At 62.7% G+C, this 17,766-nt stretch carries 15 protein-coding genes and 1 other annotated feature; of the genes, 14 read left to right on the top strand and 1 reads right to left on the bottom strand.

What is annotated here, in order from left to right:
• Nucleotides 1-257 precede the first annotated feature (257 nt).
• The 12 genes from VM99_11080 (at nt 258) to VM99_11025 (ending at nt 12,675) form a co-directional block, all read left to right on the top strand.
• Nucleotides 258-1,031, top strand: a complete 774-nt coding sequence (locus VM99_11080; GenBank protein ID AKJ98570.1) for an ABC transporter substrate-binding protein — start codon at nt 258-260, stop codon at nt 1,029-1,031.
• A 90-nt stretch (nt 1,032-1,121) separates the two neighbouring features.
• Nucleotides 1,122-1,811, top strand: coding sequence for an ABC transporter (locus tag VM99_11075; protein ID AKJ98569.1), 690 nt, complete (start codon nt 1,122-1,124; stop codon nt 1,809-1,811).
• A complete protein-coding gene (locus tag VM99_11070; protein ID AKJ98568.1) occupies nt 1,808-2,506 on the top strand; it encodes an amino acid ABC transporter permease in 699 nt (232 codons plus the stop codon). The genes VM99_11075 and VM99_11070 overlap by 4 nt, the downstream gene beginning before the upstream one ends.
• A gap of 56 nt (nt 2,507-2,562) precedes the next feature.
• Nucleotides 2,563-3,327 (top strand): amino acid transporter, encoded by a 765-nt coding sequence (locus tag VM99_11065; GenBank protein ID AKJ98567.1) that lies wholly within the window; start codon nt 2,563-2,565, stop codon nt 3,325-3,327.
• 113 nt (nt 3,328-3,440) lie between these two features.
• Complete coding sequence (locus VM99_11060; GenBank protein AKJ98566.1) at nt 3,441-4,421, top strand: AraC family transcriptional regulator; 981 nt, start codon at nt 3,441-3,443, stop codon at nt 4,419-4,421.
• Nucleotides 4,422-4,833: 412 nt separating this feature from the next.
• Nucleotides 4,834-6,054 (top strand): acetylornithine aminotransferase, encoded by a 1,221-nt coding sequence (argD, locus tag VM99_11055; protein ID AKJ98565.1) that lies wholly within the window; start codon nt 4,834-4,836, stop codon nt 6,052-6,054.
• A gap of 212 nt (nt 6,055-6,266) precedes the next feature.
• Nucleotides 6,267-7,286: an arginine N-succinyltransferase gene (locus VM99_11050; GenBank protein ID AKJ98564.1), complete on the top strand. Its 1,020-nt coding sequence runs from the start codon at nt 6,267-6,269 to the stop codon at nt 7,284-7,286.
• 43 nt (nt 7,287-7,329) lie between these two features.
• A complete protein-coding gene (locus VM99_11045; GenBank protein AKJ98563.1) occupies nt 7,330-8,355 on the top strand; it encodes an arginine N-succinyltransferase in 1,026 nt (341 codons plus the stop codon).
• The gene (gene astD, locus VM99_11040; GenBank protein ID AKJ98562.1) at nt 8,355-9,821 is read left to right on the top strand and encodes a succinylglutamate-semialdehyde dehydrogenase; all 1,467 of its coding nucleotides are present in this window, start codon (nt 8,355-8,357) and stop codon (nt 9,819-9,821) included. Before VM99_11045 ends, astD begins: the two co-directional genes overlap by 1 nt.
• A gap of 130 nt (nt 9,822-9,951) precedes the next feature.
• Nucleotides 9,952-11,298: an N-succinylarginine dihydrolase gene (locus VM99_11035; GenBank protein AKJ98561.1), complete on the top strand. Its 1,347-nt coding sequence runs from the start codon at nt 9,952-9,954 to the stop codon at nt 11,296-11,298.
• Between the two features lie 69 nt (nt 11,299-11,367).
• A complete protein-coding gene (locus VM99_11030) occupies nt 11,368-11,655 on the top strand; it encodes a topoisomerase II (GenBank protein ID AKJ98560.1) in 288 nt (95 codons plus the stop codon).
• Between the two features lie 12 nt (nt 11,656-11,667).
• Nucleotides 11,668-12,675 (top strand): succinylglutamate desuccinylase, encoded by a 1,008-nt coding sequence (locus VM99_11025; protein AKJ98559.1) that lies wholly within the window; start codon nt 11,668-11,670, stop codon nt 12,673-12,675.
• A 252-nt stretch (nt 12,676-12,927) separates the two neighbouring features.
• On the opposite strand, the gene VM99_11020 is transcribed toward VM99_11025, so the two are convergent.
• Nucleotides 12,928-13,434: a 6,7-dimethyl-8-ribityllumazine synthase gene (locus tag VM99_11020; GenBank protein ID AKJ98558.1), complete on the bottom strand. Its 507-nt coding sequence runs from the start codon at nt 13,432-13,434 to the stop codon at nt 12,928-12,930.
• A 100-nt stretch (nt 13,435-13,534) separates the two neighbouring features.
• Nucleotides 13,535-13,702, bottom strand: a binding site (FMN riboswitch).
• A 266-nt stretch (nt 13,703-13,968) separates the two neighbouring features.
• Between VM99_11020 and VM99_11015 the strand changes: the two genes are divergently transcribed.
• Together VM99_11015 and VM99_11010 are read left to right on the top strand one after the other, a co-directional pair.
• The gene (locus tag VM99_11015) at nt 13,969-14,973 is read left to right on the top strand and encodes a threonine aldolase (GenBank protein AKJ98557.1); all 1,005 of its coding nucleotides are present in this window, start codon (nt 13,969-13,971) and stop codon (nt 14,971-14,973) included.
• Between the two features lie 145 nt (nt 14,974-15,118).
• Nucleotides 15,119-17,740, top strand: a complete 2,622-nt coding sequence (locus VM99_11010) for an alanyl-tRNA synthetase (GenBank protein ID AKJ98556.1) — start codon at nt 15,119-15,121, stop codon at nt 17,738-17,740.
• Nucleotides 17,741-17,766 lie beyond the last annotated feature (26 nt).

Raw genomic sequence — 17,766 nt, 5'->3', positions numbered from 1 at the left:
TTCTTTTGCTCTTGCATGAATTTGCGGGGCTGTCAATGTCCTTGAAAGGCTTTCTCGGTGCTTCTGTAATTTGTTGTCGCATTGAAGAAATATCGGCCTCGGGCCTGTCGTTAGAATGCCGATCACTCGCTCGTCGTGGCGTGCGTTGAATAAAACGTTCGCTTCCTAGGACGCAGCACCGGAATTCGTTTCACTCATTCGCATATTGGGCTGTTGCTCACTCTGCCGTTTTTGCCCTTTACCGATGGAGTTCCAAGATGAAGAAACTCGTGCTGCTTGGCGCCCTGGCACTGTCCGTGCTGTCCCTGCCGACATTCGCTGATGAAAAGCCCCTGAAGATCGGTATCGAGGCGGCGTACCCTCCGTTCGCCTCGAAAGCCCCGGACGGCAGCATCGTCGGTTTCGACTACGACATCGGCAATGCGCTGTGCGAAGAGATGAAGGTCAAGTGCGTGTGGGTCGAGCAAGAGTTCGACGGCCTGATCCCGGCGCTCAAGGTCCGCAAGATCGACGCGATCCTGTCGTCCATGTCGATCACCGAAGACCGCAAGAAATCCGTTGATTTCACCAACAAGTACTACAACACCCCGGCCCGCCTGGTCATGAAGGCCGGCACCCAGGTCAGCGAAGGCCTGACCGAGCTCAAGGGCAAGAACATCGGCGTGCAGCGCGGTTCGATCCACGAGCGTTTCGCCCGTGAAGTCCTGGCCCCGCTGGGTGCCGAGATCAAACCGTACGGCTCGCAGAACGAAATCTACCTGGATGTCGCTGCCGGTCGTCTCGACGGCACCGTGGCCGACGCAACGCTGCTGGATGACGGCTTCCTGAAGACCGACGCCGGCAAGGGCTTCGCGTTCGTTGGTCCGGCCTTCACCGATGAGAAGTATTTCGGTGACGGTATCGGTATCGCGGTGCGCAAGGGCGACGCCCTGAAAGACAAGATCAACAGTGCGATTGCCGCCATTCGCGAGAACGGCAAGTACAAGCAGATCCAGGACAAGTACTTCACCTTCGACATCTACGGCAAGTAACACCGTCCCGCCACTCGTGAGAAATGGCGCAAGCACCAGGCTCCCTGCGGTTTGCGCCATTTTTTCATCCCATTTTCGAGGACCTGAATCATGTTGAAAGGCTACGGGGCTGTCATCCTCGATGGCGCATGGTTGACGCTTCAGCTCGCCTTGTCGTCCATGGCCCTGGCCATCGTCCTGGGGCTGATCGGTGTCGCGTTGCGTCTTTCGCCGGTGCGCTGGCTGGCGTGGCTGGGCGACCTGTATTCCACGGTCATTCGCGGCATTCCCGACCTGGTGCTGATTCTGCTGATTTTCTACGGCGGCCAGGACCTGCTCAATCGCTTGGCGCCGATGCTCGGTTATGACGATTACATCGACCTCAATCCGCTGGCGGCCGGTATCGGCACCCTGGGGTTCATCTTCGGTGCGTACCTGTCGGAAACCTTTCGCGGCGCGTTCATGGCCATCCCCAAGGGGCAGGCCGAGGCGGGCATGGCATATGGCATGAGCGGCTTGCAGGTGTTCTTCCGGGTGATGGTGCCGCAGATGATTCGCCTGGCCATTCCCGGCTTCACCAACAACTGGCTGGTGTTGACCAAGGCGACCGCGCTGATTTCGGTGGTGGGCCTGCAAGACATGATGTTCAAGGCCAAGCAGGCGGCGGATGCCACTCGCGAGCCTTTCACCTTCTTCCTGGCGGTGGCGGCGATGTACCTGGTGATCACCAGCGTCTCGTTGCTGGCACTGCGTCACCTTGAGAAGCGCTACTCGGTAGGCGTAAGGGCGGCTGATCTATGATCTTCGACTACAACGTCATCTATGAAGCCTTGCCGCTGTATTTCAGTGGCTTGCTGACCACCCTCAAGCTGCTGGCGCTGTCGCTGTTCTTCGGCCTGCTGGCGGCGCTGCCCCTGGGGCTGATGCGGGTGTCCAAGCAGCCGGTCGTGAACATGAGCGCCTGGCTCTACACCTACGTGATTCGCGGCACGCCGATGCTGGTGCAGTTGTTCCTGATCTACTACGGCCTGGCACAGTTCGAGTTCGTGCGCGAGAGCTTCCTCTGGCCTTGGCTGTCCAGTGCGACCTTCTGCGCGTGCCTGGCGTTCGCCATCAACACCAGTGCCTACACCGCCGAGATCATCGCCGGCAGCCTGCGGGCCACGCCCAACGGTGAAATCGAGGCGGCCAAGGCCATGGGCATGTCGCGCTTCACGCTGTATCGCCGGATCCTGCTGCCGTCGGCCCTGCGCCGGGCGCTGCCGCAATACAGCAACGAAGTGATCATGATGCTGCAGACCACCAGCCTGGCGTCCATCGTGACCCTGATCGACATCACGGGTGCCGCGCGCACGGTCAATGCGCAGTATTACCTGCCGTTCGAGGCCTACATCACGGCCGGTGTCTTCTACCTGTGCCTGACCTTCATCCTGGTGCGCCTGTTCAAACTGGCCGAACGCCGCTGGCTGGTTTACCTGGCCCCGCGCAAGCACTGATAACGCATCGATCCGATCGACTGCTCAACGAATGACGTTTTGTGAGAACCGACCGCATGTACAAGCTTGAAGTCCAAGACCTGCATAAACGCTATGGCAGTCACGAAGTGCTCAAGGGCGTGTCCCTGAAGGCTGCCGCTGGCGATGTGATCAGCATCATCGGCTCCAGTGGCTCCGGCAAGAGCACGTTCCTGCGTTGCATCAACCTGCTTGAGCAACCCCATGCCGGCAAGATCCTGCTCAACAACGAAGAGTTGAAGCTGGTGGCGGGCAAGGATGGCGCGATGAAGGCCGCGGACCCCAAGCAACTGCAACGCATGCGTTCGCGGCTGTCGATGGTGTTCCAGCATTTCAACCTGTGGTCGCACATGACCGCCCTGGAAAACATCATGGAAGCGCCGGTGCATGTGCTGGGCGTTGCCAAGGCCGAGGCCCGCGAGAAGGCCGAGCACTACCTGAACAAAGTGGGCGTGGCTCATCGCAAGGACGCCTACCCGGGCCACATGTCCGGCGGCGAGCAACAGCGCGTGGCGATTGCCCGGGCGCTGGCGATGGAGCCGGAAGTGATGTTGTTCGATGAGCCGACATCGGCCCTCGACCCGGAGCTGGTGGGTGATGTGCTCAAGGTGATGCAGGCCCTGGCCCAGGAAGGGCGGACGATGGTGGTGGTGACCCACGAAATGGGCTTTGCCCGCGAAGTGTCGAACCAGTTGGTGTTCCTGCACAAGGGTATCGTCGAAGAGCGCGGTAACCCGCGTGAAGTGCTGGTCAATCCGCAATCGGAGCGCCTGCAGCAATTTCTTTCGGGCAGCCTCAAGTAATCGCTCCCGTTTCGCACCCGATTTAGGTCATGCTGCGCACCGCGCGCCAGATGGTCTAACTTGGTTGCAGCCGCTTCTGGCTTTAACACTGTTTTCGCTTTGGATTGCCCGCCATGACCGCCCATCGAATTGGTTTCCTGATTTGGCCCAGCACGAAAGCCTTGACGCTGGCGCTGGCCGAGGAGGCCTTGCGTGTTGCCCAGCGGGTGCATCCAGAGGTGGTCTACGAGCTCTCGTTCCTGCAAGCCGAGCCGGCGGTCGAAGGCGCCTGGCAATTGCCCGGCGAACCCTGGGCCGGCAAGCTCGAAGGCTTCCAGAAGCTGTTCCTGCTGGCCGATGAGCCGCCGACCGTGCTCGCCTCTTCCCTGGGCAGCGCCCTCAAGCAGTTGGTGCGGGCCGGGTGCGTGATCGGGGGCTTGTCCGCCGGTGTCTATCCCCTGGCCCAATTGGGGCTGCTCGACGGTTACCGCGCTGCCGTGCACTGGCGCTGGCAGGATGATTTCTCCGAACGCTTTCCCAAGGTCATTGCCACCAGCCATCTGTTCGATTGGGACCGCGATCGCCTGACCGCCTGCGGCGGCATGTCGGTGCTCGACCTGCTGTTGGCGGTGCTGGCCCGGGACCACGGCGCGGAACTGGCCGGTGCGGTGTCGGAAGAGCTGGTGGTCGAGCGCATCCGCGAGGGCGGCGAGCGCCAGCGCATCCCGTTGCAGAACCGCCTCGGTTCCAGTCACCCGAAGCTCACCCAGGCGGTGTTGCTGATGGAAGCGAACATCGAAGAGCCGCTGACCACCGACGAAATCGCCCAGCATGTGTGCGTGTCCCGACGGCAACTGGAGCGGATCTTCAAGCAGTACCTCAACCGCGTACCCAGCCAGTATTACCTGGAGCTGCGCCTGAACAAGGCCCGGCAGATGCTGATGCAAACCAGCAAATCCATCATCCAGATCGGCTTGTCCTGCGGGTTCTCCTCGGGCCCGCATTTCTCCAGCGCCTACCGCAACTTCTTCGGCGCGACCCCCCGCGAAGACCGCAACCAGCGACGCAGCAGCAGCCCGTTCGAATTGTCGTCGGTGCCGTCCGAGCGCGGCTAGCACTGGCGCGGTCCTCGTGGTGGCAGCTTACTCTGTGGCGAGGGGATTTATCCCCGCTGGGGCGCGAAGCGCCCCCAAAACCCGGCACCTCGGTGTGCCAGACAGATTAGATTGACTGTTTCAGGGCTGCTTCGCAGCCCAGCGGGGATAAATCCCCTCGCCACAGATAAGCCCCTCCCAAGCTACAGTTGCGCCCGACAAGGGAAATGTGGAAGCGAGTGCCTCAAACCCCCTGGCAACGTTTAAACTGCGCCTTTGCGACGCAATTTGTCGCATTGCCGTAAACCCGCTGAAAACGTGGGTTGGCGCTATAAGAAGTTGTCGCTTGGCGACAAGGCCGGGCTGAAAACTGTCCTTACAATCCCTTCATCGCTCGCCATTCCAGGCGAGTGTTTCTCTTCAGGAGACTCCGATGTCCGTTGAGCAAGCCGCGGTACAACGCGCCGATTTTGACCAGGTCATGGTGCCCAACTATGCCCCTGCTGCCTTCATACCTGTGCGTGGCGCCGGTTCGCGCGTGTGGGACCAGTCTGGTCGCGAGCTGATCGACTTTGCCGGCGGTATCGCAGTCAACGTGCTGGGGCATGCCCACCCGGCGCTGGTCGGTGCACTGACCGAGCAGGCCAACAAGCTGTGGCACGTGTCCAACGTATTCACCAATGAGCCGGCCCTGCGCCTGGCCCACAAGCTGATCGACGCGACCTTCGCCGAGCGCGCGTTTTTCTGCAACTCCGGCGCCGAAGCCAACGAGGCCGCCTTCAAGCTGGCCCGTCGCGTGGCGTTCGATCGCTATGGCAGCGAGAAGTACGAAATCATCGCCGCACTCAACAGTTTCCATGGCCGCACGCTGTTTACCGTCAACGTCGGCGGGCAGTCGAAGTACTCCGACGGTTTCGGGCCTAAAATCACCGGCATCACCCACGTTCCTTATAACGACTTGGCCGCGTTGAAAGCGGCTGTTTCGGACAAGACCTGCGCCGTGGTGCTGGAGCCGATCCAGGGCGAGGGCGGTGTGCTGCCGGCCGAGCTGGCCTACCTGCAAGGCGCCCGCGAGCTGTGCGATGCGCACAATGCACTGCTGGTGTTCGACGAAGTGCAGACCGGCATGGGCCGCAGCGGCGAGCTGTTCGCCTACATGCACTACGGCGTGATCCCGGACATCCTCACCAGCGCCAAGAGCCTGGGCGGTGGTTTCCCTATCGCGGCGATGCTCACCACCGAGGCGCTGGCCAAGCACCTGGTGGTTGGCACCCACGGCACCACCTACGGCGGCAACCCGTTGGCGTGCGCGGTGGCCGAAGCGGTGATCGACGTGGTCAATACCCCGCAGGTGCTCGGCGGCGTCAAGGCCAAGCATGACAAGTTCAAGACCCGCCTGGAGCAGATCGGCCAGAAGTACGGCCTGTTCACCGAGGTGCGCGGTCTGGGCCTGTTGATCGGCTGCGTGCTGAACGATGCCTGGAAAGGCAAGGCCAAGGACATCTTCAACGCCGCCGAACAGGAAGGCCTGATGATCCTGCAAGCCGGCCCGGACGTGATTCGTTTCGCCCCGAGCCTGGTGGTGGAAGACGCCGACATCGACGCCGGCCTGGACCGTTTCGAGAAGGCTGCGGCGAAGCTGACCCAGGCTTGATCCATTTCAGCTGAACCGGGTCCACTGTGGGAGCGAGCGTGCTCGCGAAAGCGGTGGTCCTGCTTGCATCAATGTTGAATGTGCCACCGCCATCGCGAGCAAGCTCGCTCCCACAGAGGGCGGTGGTCACAGACGGGCAGTAAACCCGGTATTTTTTCTTGTGTATCGATCCTTTCGGTCGAACCCTTTATTTCAAGTTAAGGAGTGACACCATGCTGGTGATGCGCCCCGCGCAAATGGCTGATCTGGGCGAGGTACAGCGTCTGGCTGCGGACAGTCCGATCGGTGTCACTTCCTTGCCGGATGACGTGGAACGCTTGAGCGACAAGATCGCCGCGAGCGAAGCCTCGTTTGCCGCCGAAGTCAGTTTCAACGGCGAGGAGAGCTATTTCTTTGTTCTTGAAGACACCGCCACCGGCAAGTTGGCGGGCTGTTCGGCGATCGTCGCGTCGGCGGGCTATTCCGAACCGTTCTACAGCTTTCGCAATGAAACCTTCGTCCACGCCTCCCGTGAGCTGAAGATCCACAACAAGATCCACGTGCTCTCCCAGTGCCACGACCTGACCGGCAACAGCCTGCTGACCAGCTTCTACGTGGTCCCGGAACTGGTCGGCTCGCCGTGGTCGGAACTCAACTCCCGTGGACGCCTGCTGTTCGTCGCCAGCCACCCGGAGCGCTTCGCCGATTCGGTGGTGACCGAGATCGTCGGCTACAGCGACGAGAACGGTGATTCGCCATTCTGGGACGCCATCGGGCGCAATTTCTTCGACCTCAACTACGCCGCCGCCGAGCGTCTGTGCGGGCTGAAAAGCCGCACCTTCCTCGCCGAGCTGATGCCCCATTACCCGATCTACGTGCCGCTGTTGCCGGACGCCGCCCAGGAAGCCATGGGCCAGGTCCACCCGCGCGCGCAGATCACCTTCGACATCCTGATGCGCGAGGGTTTCGAGACCGATCACTACATCGACATCTTCGATGGCGGCCCGACCCTGCATGCCCGTGTCTCGGGGATCCGCTCGATTGCCCAGAGCCGCGTGGTGCCGGTCAAGATCGGCGAACCGGTCAAGGGCGCCGGCCGGCAATACCTGGTGGCCAATGCCCTGTTGCAGGATTACCGCGCTGTGCTGCTGGAGCTGGATTACGCGCCGGGCAAGCCTGTGACGCTGGACATGGAAGCGGCCGAGGCCCTGGGTGTCGGCGAAGGTGCCAGCGTACGCCTGGTGGCGGTTTAATGAGTTTCGCGGGTGGCGTGAGCGGCCCGTCTGAGGAGATAGCATGATCGTTCGTCCCGTACGCAGCAGCGATTTACCCGCTCTGATCGCCCTGGCCCGTAGCACCGGCACCGGCCTGACCACCTTGCCGGCCAACGAAGAGCGCCTGGCCCATCGGGTCGGCTGGGCCGAGAAGACCTTTCGCGGTGAAGCGGGGCGCGGTGACGCGGACTATCTGTTCGTGCTCGAAGACGACGACGGTCGGGTGGTGGGGATCTCCGCCATCGCCGGTGCCGTGGGGCTGCGTGAGCCCTGGTACAACTTCCGGGTCGGCCTGACGGTCAGCGCTTCCCAGGAGTTGAACATCTACCGGGAGATCCCGACGCTGTTCCTGGCCAACGACCTGACCGGTAATTCCGAACTCTGCTCGTTGTTCCTGCACGCCGACTACCGCAATGGCCTCAACGGCCGCCTGCTGGCCAAGGCACGGATGCTGTTCATCGCCGAATTCGCGCATCTGTTCGGCAACAAGATCATCGCCGAAATGCGCGGCATGTCCGACGACCACGGCCGCTCGCCGTTCTGGGAAAGCCTGGGCCGGCACTTCTTCAAGATGGAATTCAGCCAGGCCGACTACCTGACCGGGGTGGGCAACAAGGCGTTCATCGCCGAACTGATGCCCAAGTTCCCGCTCTACACCTGCTTCCTGTCCGAAGACGCCCGGGCCGTGATTGGCCAGGTGCATCCGGACACGGAGCCGGCGCTGTCGATGCTCAAGAGCGAAGGCTTCAGTTACCAGGGCTACGTCGACATTTTCGACGCCGGCCCGGCCGTGGAATGCGAGACCGGCAAGATCCGCGCGATTCGCGACAGCCAGGCGCTGGTGCTCGCCATCGGCACCCCGGGCGATGACGCCACGCCGTTCCTCATCCATAACCGCAAGCGCGAAGACTGCCGCATCACGGCAGCCCCGGCGCGCTTCGCCGCGGGCACCCTGGTGGTCGATCCGCTGACCGCCAAACGCCTTCAACTCAACGCCGGCGACCAGGTACGTGCCGTTGCGTTGTCCGCTGCTCGGGAGTCGAAATAATGAATTCGCTGTACATCGCAGGCAGTTGGCTGGAAGGCCAGGGTGACGTCTTCGAGTCGTTGAACCCGGTGACCCAGCAGGTGTTGTGGGCAGGCAAGGGCGCCACGGCGGCGCAAGTGGAGTCAGCCGTGCAGGCGGCGCGCCAGGCGTTCCCGGAGTGGGCCCGGCGTTCGCTGGATGAGCGCATCCAGGTGTTGGAAGCCTTTGCCGCGACCCTGAAAAATCGCGCCGACGAACTGGCCCGCTGCATCGGTGAAGAAACGGGCAAGCCGTTGTGGGAAGCGGCCACCGAAGTCACCAGCATGGTCAACAAGGTGGCGATCTCGATCCAGAGCTACCGTGAGCGCACCGGGGAAAAGAGCGCCCCCCTGGGCGATGCCACGGCCGTGCTGCGGCACAAGCCTCACGGCGTGGTGGCGGTGTTCGGCCCGTACAATTTCCCCGGTCACCTGCCGAACGGGCACATCGTGCCGGCACTGCTGGCGGGCAACAGCGTGCTGTTCAAGCCCAGTGAGCTGACGCCGAAAGTCGCCGAGCTGACGGTCCAGTGCTGGGTCGAGGCCGGCCTGCCGGCGGGCGTGCTGAACCTGCTGCAAGGTGCGCGGGAAACCGGCATCGCCCTGGCGGCGAACCCGGGCATCGACGGGTTGTTTTTCACCGGTTCGAGCCGCACTGGCAATCTGCTGCATCAACAATTCTCCGGGCGCCCGGACAAGATCCTGGCGCTGGAAATGGGCGGTAACAACCCGCTGGTGGTGGACGAGGTGGCGGACGTCGAGGCGGCGGTCTACACCATCATCCAGTCGGCCTTCATTTCTGCCGGGCAGCGCTGCACCTGCGCGCGCCGCCTGCTGGTGCCGGAAGGCGCCTGGGGCGATGCGTTGCTGGCGCGCCTGGTGGCGGTCAGCGCGGCCCTGCAGGTGGGGGCCTTCGACCAGCAACCGGCGCCGTTCATGGGCTCGGTGATTTCCCTCGGCGCCGCGAAAGCGCTGATGGATGCGCAGAACCACCTGCTGGGCAAGGGCGCCGTGCCGCTGCTGGCCATGACCCAGCCCCAGGCCCAGGCGGCCTTGCTGACCCCAGGCATCCTCGACGTGACGGCCGTGGCCGAGCGTCCGGACGAAGAGCTGTTCGGGCCGTTGCTGCAAGTGATTCGCTACGCGGATTTCCCCGCGGCGATCGCCGAGGCCAACAACACGCAATATGGCCTGGCCGCCGGGTTGCTGTCGGACTCGGAGGCACGTTACCAGCAGTTCTGGCTGCAAAGCCGTGCCGGTATCGTCAACTGGAACAAACAACTGACCGGCGCCGCCAGCAGCGCGCCGTTCGGTGGTGTGGGTGCCTCGGGCAACCATCGCGCCAGTGCTTACTACGCGGCCGATTATTGCGCATACCCGGTGGCATCCCTGGAAACGCCGAGCCTCGTCATGCCGGCTGCCCTGACCCCCGGCGTGAGAATGGTGTGAACCACGATCGCGAGCAAGCTCGCTCCCACAAGGACAGTGCAAGGCCCTGCGGGAGCGAGCTTGCTCGCGATAGAAGCGCCGCCGATGTTACTTGATGCCTATAAAAACAGATTCTCGTGGAGCCTCGCTGATGAAATCCTATGAAGTCAACTTTGACGGTCTAGTGGGGCCGACCCATAACTACGGCGGGCTCTCGTACGGCAACGTCGCGTCCCAGAGCAACAGCCAGCAGTCCTCCAACCCCAAGGAAGCGGCGTTGCAGGGCCTTTCGAAGATGAAGGCGCTGATGGACATGGGCTTTACGCAAGGCGTGCTGGCGCCGCAAGAACGTCCAGACGTGGCTGCCCTGCGTCGGTTGGGCTTTGCTGGCAGCGATGCCCAGGTCATCCAGCAGGCGGCGAAGGAAGCGATGCCCCTGTTGGTCGCCAGTTGCTCGGCTTCCAGCATGTGGGTGGCCAACGCCGCCACCGTCAGCCCGAGTGCCGACACTGCTGACGGGCGCGTGCATTTCACCGCCGCCAACCTGAACTGCAAGTACCACCGCAGCATCGAGCACCCCACCACCAGTCGCGTGCTGGGCGCGATGTTCGCCGACCAGAAACACTTCGCCCATCACGCCGCCTTGCCGGCGGTGGCGCAGTTCGGCGATGAAGGCGCCGCCAACCACACGCGTTTCTGCCGCGCCTACGGCGAAGCCGGCGTGGAGTTCTTCGTGTTCGGCCGCAGCGCCTTCGACATGCGTTACCCGGCCCCGCAGAAGTACCCGGCGCGCCAGACACTCGAAGCGTCCCGCGCCGTCGCGCGCCTGCACGGGCTGAGCGAGGACGGTGTGGTGTATGCACAACAGAACCCGTCGGTGATCGACCAGGGCGTGTTTCACAACGACGTGATCGCGGTCGGCAACGGCGAAGTGCTGTTCTACCACGAGGATGCCTTCCTTGAGACTGACAAGCTGCTGGCCGAGCTGGGCGACAAGCTCGCCAAGGTCGGCGGGAAGTTCCAGGCCGTGTGCGTGCCGCGTTCGGCGGTGACGGTCGATGATGCGGTCCGTTCCTACTTGTTCAACAGCCAACTGCTGTCGCGTGCCGATGGCTCGATGCTGTTGATCGTGCCGGAAGAATGCCGTAGCAACGAGCGCGTCTGGCAGTACCTGCAAGGCTTGCTGGCCTCGGGCGGGGTGATTCGCGAAGTGAAGGTCTTCGACCTCAAGCAAAGCATGCAGAACGGCGGTGGCCCGGCGTGCCTGAGGTTGCGCGTGGCGCTCAATGAAACCGAGCTGGCGGCCGTCAACCCAGGGGTTATCATGACCGCGCCGTTGTACGAGTCGCTGACCCAATGGGTCGAACGGCACTACCGCGACCGCATGACCGAAAACGACCTGGCAGACCCGCAGTTGCTGCTCGAATGCCGTGCGGCACTGGATGAACTGACACAAATCCTTAAACTTGGCGCGGTTTATCCTTTCCAGATCAATTGAAAGCGCGCGCGACCTGACTACAGTCAAAGCAGGGCGCGTTGCCTTATCCCCAGACGAGAACGTAAAAACATGAGCGATGGCCTGCAGCTGATTCTTGAAGACACCGATGGCACCCAACTGGAAACCTCCTGCACCCGCGTCGCGGTGATGTGGCAAGGCAAGGAGCTGTGGATCCAGCAGGACGGCCGCGGCCAGTTGCTGATCGGCGTGGACGTCGAGGAAGGGGACGAGGAATACGCCAACCTGTTGTTGCGTCCATTGGCGACCAACCTGGTCAGCCTGCAACTGGAAATGGAACCGGCGGACGTCGGCGACGATGACCATGTCCATGGCCCGGATTGCGGCCACGACCATTAAGGAAACCGCGCTATGCTCGCCCTCGGCAAACTGCTTGAACTGACCCTCGCCGGCCGTGAACCGGCGGAGAAGACTCAACTGACAGTCGAAGGCGTACGGATGCGCTGGTTGAGCGAGGGCGCGCTGGAGGTCAAGCCGCCCGAAGCCCGGGATAACGGCCTGGACCTGCTGCTGTCGGCCGGTATCCATGGCAACGAGACCGCGCCGATCGAGTTGCTCGACCGCTTGCTGCATGACATCGCCCGTGGAGTCCTCAAGCCCCGGGCACGCATTCTGTTCCTGTTCGGCAACCCCGAGGCCATTCGGCGGGGCGAGCGTTTCGTCGAGCAGGACGTCAACCGGCTGTTCAACGGGCGTCACGAACTGAGCGGCGGCCCCGAGGCGTTGCGCGCCTGCGAACTGGAGCGACTGGCCGCCAGTTTCTTCAATCGCCCGGAACGCAGTCGCTTGCATTATGACCTGCACACCGCCATCCGCGGCTCGAAAATCGAGCAGTTTGCCCTGTACCCGTGGAAGGAAGGTCGCCCGCACTCACGCCGTGAACTGGCGCGCCTGCGGGCGGCGGGGATGGAGGCGGTGCTGTTGCAGAACAAACCGTCCATCGTCTTCAGCGCCTACACCTACGAACAGCTGGGTGCCGAGTCCTTCACCCTGGAGCTGGGCAAGGCGCGGCCATTCGGGCAGAACGACGGTGTCAACGTCAGCCTGCTGGAAACCCGCCTGCAACAGATCATCGAAGGCAACGAACCAGAGCTGGATGACGGGCTCGACGGCTTGCAACTGTTCAATGTGGCGCGGGAAATCATCAAGCACAGCGACAACTTTCGCCTGAACCTGCCGGCGGACATCGAGAACTTCTCGGAACTGGAAAAAGGCTATGTGCTGGCCGAAGACATCGCCCAGACCCGCTGGGTGATCGAGGAAGAGGGCGCCCGCATCATCTTCCCCAACCCCAAGGTCAAGAACGGCTTGCGGGCCGGGATCCTGATCGTGCCGGCGACTGACGAGAACCTGGCCTGAAGGGCGGCGGATTCCAACTGTGGGAGCGGGCTCGCTTGCGAAAGCGGTATGACAGCAACATTTTAGTTGGCTGACACAACGCCTTCGCGGGCAAGCCCGCTCCCACACTTACTTTTGCGGTAGCTGCGATATCTGCGGCAAGCAGAAAACCTGTGGGAGCGGGCTTGCCCGCGAAGGCGTCAGGTCAGCCACCTATGCGACGGCTGACACACCGTTTTCGCGAGCAAGCCCGCTCCCACAGGGAAGGGGTCGTCAGACCGCTACCGCACGCGGCTCGGTACGGCGCAATGCCCGGGTCTTGTGCAGGGTGTCGGCGCAGGTCTTCGCGGCTTCCTGGCCCTTGTGCACGAAATGTTCGAAGAAGAACTTCTGGTGCTCTTCCCCGGCGTGGAAGTGATGGGGCGTCAGCACCACCGAGAACACCGGCACTTCGGTTTCCAGTTGAACCTGCATCAGGCCGCTGATCACCGATTGGGCAACGAACTCGTGGCGATAGATACCGCCATCCACCACCAGGCCGGCGGCGACGATGCCGGCGTAGCGGCCCGACTTGGCCAGCAGCTTGGCGTGCAGCGGGATTTCGAAGGCGCCGCCGACTTCGAAGAAGTCGATATCGCTTTCCTGATAGCCCTGATTGATCATTTCAGCGACGAAGCCGTTGCGGCTCTGGTCGACGATTTCCTTGTGCCAGCAGGCCTGGATGAACGCGACGCGCTCGCCCGAGTGTTTGGTTTTGCTATCGATTGCAGTGGGTTGCATGTTCTGGTTCCTGTTTGTGTGAAAAACAGGGCGTCATGAATCGAAGGGGATTCGAGGGTACGCCGCGAACAGAAGGTCGCAAGCGGCCCTTGGGTGTCAATCCCGTTCTCTCTTCATCCGGACTATGACCGTCGGCCCCGGAATCACACCGGGTCTGCTGACCTTGCCGCCACACCGCAGAAGCCGTGTAGCGCCAAGCGCTCGCGGGCTATGCACCTTGCGTGCAATTACCGCCGGTGGGGAATTACACCCCGCCCTGAGAACGTTTTGCCGCCATGGTTTTTGGCTGCGGAGGATTTTTAACACATAACCTACTGTGGGAGCGAGCTTGCTCGCGATAGCGGTAGTTCAGCTTGCGTTGATGCTGGATGCACTACCGCTATCGCGAGCAAGCTCGCTCCCACAGGAGTGTTTTGATTAATCTTCAGGTACAGGTGGTGTTTTCCTGGGGTCAGGCTTGATTATTCCTGCCCATGACCGCAGTAATTGCCCTTCGAAAGGGAATTCCCGCCACCAGAACCCGAGGCCAGATTCATGAGTGTTATCGATCTTCGCAGTGACACGGTCACCCAACCTTCCGCCGGCATGCTCGATGCCATGGCCAGCGCCCCGACCGGCGACGATGTGTATGGCGAAGACCCGACCGTCAATCGCCTCGAAGCCGAACTTGCCGGGCGCTTGGGCTTTGCGGCGGCATTGTTCGTGCCCAGCGGCACCATGAGCAACCTGCTGGGATTGATGGCCCACTGCGAACGCGGCGATGAGTACATCGTCGGCCAACAGGCCCACACCTATAAATACGAAGGCGGCGGGGCGGCTGTGCTCGGGTCGATCCAGCCGCAGCCGCTTGAAGTGCAAGCCGATGGCTCCCTGGACCTGGCCCAGGTGGCTGCGGCCATCAAGCCCGACGACTTCCACTTCGCCCGGACCCGCCTGCTGGCCCTGGAAAACACCATGCAGGGCAAAGTGCTGCCGCTGGACTACCTGGCCCAGGCCCGGCGTTTCACCCGCGAGCACGGCCTGGCGCTGCACCTGGACGGCGCACGGTTGTACAACGCGGCGGTCAAGCTTGGGGTCGATGCGCGGGACATCACCCAGTATTTCGATTCGGTCTCGGTGTGCCTCTCCAAGGGCCTGGGCGCGCCCGTTGGCTCGGTCCTGTGCGGCAGTGTCGAGTTGATCGGCAAGGCGCGCCGGTTGCGCAAGATGGTCGGCGGCGCCATGCGCCAAGCCGGGATCCTGGCAGCGGCGGGGCTGTATGCCCTGGACCATCAGGTCCAGCGCCTGGCCGATGACCACGCCAACGCCCTGCGACTCGCCGAGGGCTTGCGCGCGGCGGGCTATGAGGTCGAGCCGGTGCAGACCAACATGGTCTACGTGCAAATGGGCGAGCGCGCCGAGGCGCTCAAGGCGTTTACCGCCGAGCGGGGCATCAAGCTCAGTGCTGCGCCACGTTTGCGGATGGTGACTCACCTGGATGTCAGTCGCGCGCAAATCGACCAGGTGATCGCCACTTTCGTCGAATTTTCCGGCAACTGATCGCCCAAGCGAGCCAATTGACAGTTTCTATCGCATAACACGCTGTACCCCAGGCGAAGGGCCGATATAATGCGGCCCTTTGCCGTTGCTTCGTCTGTCGACGTTTTGCACAGGCCTTTGGCCGCAGCCTCCGTGGAAGAACCTAATGAAAAGCGCAGAAATCCGTGAAGCCTTCCTTCGCTTCTTCGAAGAGCAAGGCCATACCCGAGTAGCCTCCAGCTCTTTGATTCCGGGCAATGACCCGACCCTGCTGTTCACCAACGCGGGGATGAACCAGTTCAAGGACTGCTTCCTGGGCCAGGAAAAACGTGCCTACACCCGTGCGGTAAGCAGCCAGAAATGCGTGCGCGCCGGCGGCAAGCACAACGACCTGGAAAACGTCGGCTATACCGCCCGTCACCACACGTTCTTCGAAATGCTGGGTAACTTCAGCTTCGGTGACTACTTCAAGCGCGACGCCATCACGTTCGCCTGGACCTTCCTGACCTCCGACAAGTGGCTGAACCTGCCCAAGGACAAGCTGTGGGTCACGGTCTACGCCACCGATGACGAAGCCTATGACATCTGGACCAAAGAGGTCGGTGTCCCGGCCGAGCGCATGGTGCGCATCGGCGACAACAAAGGCGCGCCTTACGCCTCCGACAACTTCTGGACCATGGGCGACACCGGCCCGTGCGGCCCTTGCACCGAGATCTTCTACGATCACGGCGCCGACATCTGGGGCGGCCCACCCGGCTCGCCGGAAGAAGACGGCGACCGCTACATCGAGATCTGGAACAACGTGTTCATGCAGTTCAACCGCACCGCCGACGGCGTGTTGCATCCGCTGCCCGCGCCGTCGGTCGACACCGGCATGGGCCTGGAGCGGATCAGTGCGGTGTTGCAGCACGTTCACTCCAACTATGAAATCGACCTGTTCCAGAGCCTGCTGGACGCTTCGGCCAAGGCCATTGGTTGCACCAACGACAACCAGGCTTCGCTGAAAGTGGTCGCCGACCACATCCGCTCCTGCGGCTTCCTGATTGCCGACGGCGTGCTGCCGTCCAACGAAGGTCGGGGCTACGTGCTGCGCCGGATCATCCGTCGTGCCTGCCGTCACGGCAACAAGCTGGGCGCCAAGGGCAGCTTCTTCTACCAGATCGTGGCGGCCCTGGCTGCCGAGATGGGCGATGCCTTCCCGGAACTCAAATCCCAGCAGGCGCACATCGAACGCGTGCTCAAGGCCGAGGAAGAGCAGTTCGCCAAGACCCTGGAACAAGGCCTGAAGATCCTCGAACAGGACCTGGCCGAGCTCAAGGGCACCGTGGTGCCGGGCGATGTGGTGTTCAAGCTGTACGACACCTACGGTTTCCCGATGGACCTGACGGGCGACATCGCCCGCGAGCGCAACCTGACCCTCGACGAGGAAGGTTTCGAGCGCGAGATGGAAGCCCAGCGGGTACGTGCGCGTTCGGCCAGCGCCTTCGGCATGGACTACAACAGCCTGGTCAAGGTCGACGTGGCCACCGAATTCACCGGTTATGCCGGTACCACCGGTTCGGCCAAGATCGTGGCCATCTACAAGGACGGGCAATCGGTCGACATCCTGAGCGAAGGCCAGGAAGGCGTGATCGTGCTGGACAAGACACCGTTCTACGCTGAGTCCGGCGGCCAGATCGGCGACAGCGGCTACCTGCAGGCCGGCAATTCGCGCTTCGACGTGCGTGACACCACCAAGACCGGCGGCGCGTTCCTGCACCACGGCGTGCTGGCTTCCGGCAGCCTGATGGTCGCCGCTCCAGTGGCAGCCCATGTCGACGCCGAGGTGCGCCATGCCACCTCGCTGAACCACTCCGCCACCCACTTGCTGCACGCGGCGCTGCGCCAGGTACTGGGCGAGCACGTCCAGCAGAAAGGCTCGCTGGTGGACAGCCAGCGTCTGCGCTTTGACTTCAGCCACTTCGAAGCCATCAAGCCGGAGCAGCTCAAGGCGCTGGAAGACATCGTCAACGCCGAGATCCGCAAGAACTCCCCGGTAGAGACCGAAGAAACCGACATCGAAACCGCCAAACAGAAGGGTGCGATGGCGCTGTTCGGCGAGAAGTACGGCGAGAGCGTGCGCGTGCTGAGCATGGGGGATTTCTCCGTGGAGCTGTGCGGCGGTATCCACGCCAACCGGACCGGCGACATCGGCCTGCTGAAGATCGTCAGCGAAGGCGGCGTGGCCTCCGGCGTGCGCCGTATCGAGGCGGTCACCGGCGCTGCGGCCCTGGCGTACCTCAACGCGGCCGAAGAACAACTCAAGGAAGCGGCAAGCCTGATCAAGGGCAGCCGCGACAACCTGATCGACAAGCTGTCGGCTGTGCTGGAGCGCAACCGCTTGCTGGAAAAGCAACTGGAGCAGTTGCAGGCCAAGGCCGCCAGCGCCGCGGGCGACGATCTGTCGGCCCAGGCCGTGGACGTCAAGGGCGTGAAAGTGCTGGCCGTGCGTCTCGACGGCCAGGACGGCAAGGGCCTGCTGGCGCTGGTCGATCAACTGAAAAACAAACTCGGCCGCGCAGTGATCCTGCTCGGCAGTGTCCATGAGGAAAAGGTCGTTCTCGTCGCAGGCGTGACCAAGGACCTGACTGGCCAACTCAAGGCCGGTGATTTGATGAAGCAGGCCGCTGCGGCAGTGGGCGGTAAGGGCGGTGGTCGTCCGGACATGGCGCAAGGCGGCGGTACCGACGTCGGCGCACTGGACGCGGCACTGGCCCAGACCGTTGCATTTGTAGAGCAGGGTATTTAAGGCAGCGCCCCGGGTTCGCGGTCTAG

The sequence above is a fragment of the Pseudomonas chlororaphis genome, assembly GCA_001023535.1.
GTDB classification, from domain to species: Bacteria; Pseudomonadota; Gammaproteobacteria; order Pseudomonadales; family Pseudomonadaceae; genus Aquipseudomonas; species Aquipseudomonas chlororaphis_E.
Note: the sequence above shows the minus strand (reverse complement) of the source record. Positions and strands in the feature narration are given on the sequence as shown.